Origin of the sequence: Arthrobacter sp. 2YAF22_2, from assembly GCF_052114645.1 — a bacterium.
Taxonomy (GTDB): Bacteria; Actinomycetota; Actinomycetes; order Actinomycetales; family Micrococcaceae; genus Arthrobacter.
Genome location: NZ_JBFRFD010000545.1, coordinates 1 through 2312 on the forward strand (window position 1 = coordinate 1; position 2312 = coordinate 2312).

Annotated in this window: 2 protein-coding genes and 1 pseudogene; 1 reads left to right on the forward strand and 2 read right to left on the reverse strand. The window is 70.4% G+C overall.

The window, feature by feature from the left end; genetic code table 11:
• Positions 1-906 (forward strand): glutamate--cysteine ligase (locus AB4Y86_RS17080; RefSeq protein WP_441403358.1); only part of this gene is annotated, 906 nt, incomplete at its 5' end.
• Between the two features lie 12 nt (positions 907-918).
• Here AB4Y86_RS17080 and AB4Y86_RS17085 read toward each other — a convergent pair.
• Positions 919-2127, reverse strand: a complete 1209-nt coding sequence (locus AB4Y86_RS17085; RefSeq protein WP_441403359.1) for an O-succinylhomoserine sulfhydrylase — start codon at positions 2125-2127, stop codon at positions 919-921.
• A pseudogene (locus tag AB4Y86_RS17090) lies at positions 2124-2312 on the reverse strand (rhodanese-like domain-containing protein); the annotation flags it as partial. The gene AB4Y86_RS17085 and the pseudogene AB4Y86_RS17090, both read right to left, overlap by 4 nt.

Sequence of the window (2312 nt, forward strand, 5' to 3'; positions counted from 1 at the left end):
ACGTCGCCCCGGGCATCCACCACCCACACGACGCCCAAGCCGCGGTATGCCAGCATGCAGCAACGCTTCGGCCTCACCGTGCGGGAACAGCTCACCTGCGGCTTCCACGTCCACACCAGCATCGGCTCCCCTGAGGAAGGCGTGGCAGTCCTGGACCGGATCCGCGACAAACTGGCGGTGTTGATTGCGATCAGCGCCAACTCGCCGTTCTGGAACGGTACGGTGACCGGCTTCGAAAGCTACCGCACGCAGGCGTGGAACCGCTGGCCGGCGGCCGGGCCCTCCATGATCTTCGGCAGCGTGGCAATGTACCGGCGCGTCGTTTCCCGGCTGCTGGAGACCGGGGTGCTCTTTGACGAGGGCATGGTCTATTTCGATGCCCGGCTGGCCCGCTATCACCCCACCGTGGAGGTCCGGGTTGCGGACGTCTGCCTGCGCGCGGAGGATGCCGCGCTGATCGCCGTGCTGGTGCGCGCCCTCGTGGAGTCAGCCAGCCGGGAGTGGCGCGACGGCGTGGATCCCGCTCCGGTGCCCACGGTGCTGCTGAAGATGGCGGCTTGGCAGGCCAGCAACTGCGGCTTGCGCGGCAAGCTGCTGGACTTCGGGAGCTTCCGGCCGGCGCCGGCGGCCGAGGTGGTGCACGCGCTGGTGGAGTTCCTGGCGCCCGTCCTCGCCGAGCAGGGGGAACTGGAGCTGGCCCGCCGCGGCGTGGACCGGATCCTGGCGAACGGTACGGGTTCACAGCTGCAGCGGCAGGCACTCCGCGCCCCGGGGCTGGACAACCCCGCCGACGACGCCGGCCTGGCCGCCGTCGTCGCCCACGCCGTGCGCGTCACGCTGCGCGGCGCCGACGCCGACACTGCTGCGGAACCGGCCCCGGTGCTGTCACGGGTGCGCCGTGGCTAGGCCTGGCCGCGGCTAGACCTGCTTGAGCGCCTGCCCCAGGTCGCGGATCAGGTCATCGACGTCCTCCAGGCCCACCGACAGGCGCACGACGCCGTCGCTGAGGCCGATCGCGGCACGCCCGGCGGGCCCCATGGCGCGGTGGGTGGTGGTGGCCGGATGGGTGATCAGCGACTTGGAATCGCCGAGGTTGTTGGAGATATCGATGATCCGCAACGCATCCAGCAGCGCGAAGGCGGCGGCCTTCGCCGAGCGCCCGGGCGACTGCGCAAGCTCGAGAGTCAGCACGGTGCCGCCGGCCTTCATTTGCCGGGCGGCCAGCTCGTACTGCGGATGGGACGCCAGCAGCGGGTACCTGACCCAGCTCACGGCCGGCTGTTCCTCGAGCCATTGGGCCAGCCGCAGCGCGGAGGCCGAGGAATGGCTTACCCGCAGGGCCATCGTTTCCAGGCCCTTGCTTAAAACCCAGGCGTTGAAGGCGGATAGGGCCGGACCGGTGTGGCGCATGAGCTGCCTGACCGGGCCCTCGATGAACTCCTTGGTGCCCAGGATCGCGCCGCCGAGCACCCGGCCCTGGCCGTCGATGTGCTTGGTGCCGGAGTACACGACCACGTCGGCGCCGAGCTCGCCGCAACGCTGCAGCAGGGGAGTGGCGAAGACGTTGTCGACCACCACCGTGGCGCCGGCGGCGTGCGCCAGTTCGCTCACGGCCGCAATGTCCACGATCTCCTGCATCGGGTTCGACGGCGACTCGAAGAACACCGCGGTGGTCGGCACCGACAGCGCCGCCCGCCACTGTTCGAGGTCCGGGCCGTCCACGAAGACCGTCTCCACCCCCCAGCGCGGCAGGATCTCGTTCAGGATCACGAAGCAGGATCCGAAGAGCGACCGGGCCGCGACCACGCGGTCGCCCGCCGCGAGCAGCGCCCCGAGCGCGGTGAAGACCGCGGACATGCCCGACGCCGTGGCGAAGCACGCCTCGGTCCCTTCCAGGAGCCGGAGCCGTTCCTGGAAGGTGGCTACGGAGGGGTTCCCGTAGCGGGAGTAGACGAAGCGCTCGTCCTCGCCGGTGAAGGCGCGTTCCGCGGCGGCGGCGGATTCGTAGACGAAGCCGGAGTTCAGGAAGATCGGCTCGGTTGTTTCCTGGAACCCGGTGCGGTCGAGGCCGCCGCGGACGGCCTGGGTTTCCGGGCTCCAGCCCTGGGCGTCGGGATTGAAGCTCATTTAGTGCTTCCGCCGTGGGTGGGGAGGCCGCGGTTCTTCCAGCCGTTTACAGTCCGGGCGCCGGTCTCGTCCGGTTGGCCCTCGAAGCCCTCCAGCACGTTGTAGGCGGTGAAGCCGGCGGCCGCGGCGGCGTTGGCGGCGGCGACATAGCGCACRCCGGAGCGGCAGAGGAAGAGGAGCTCGGC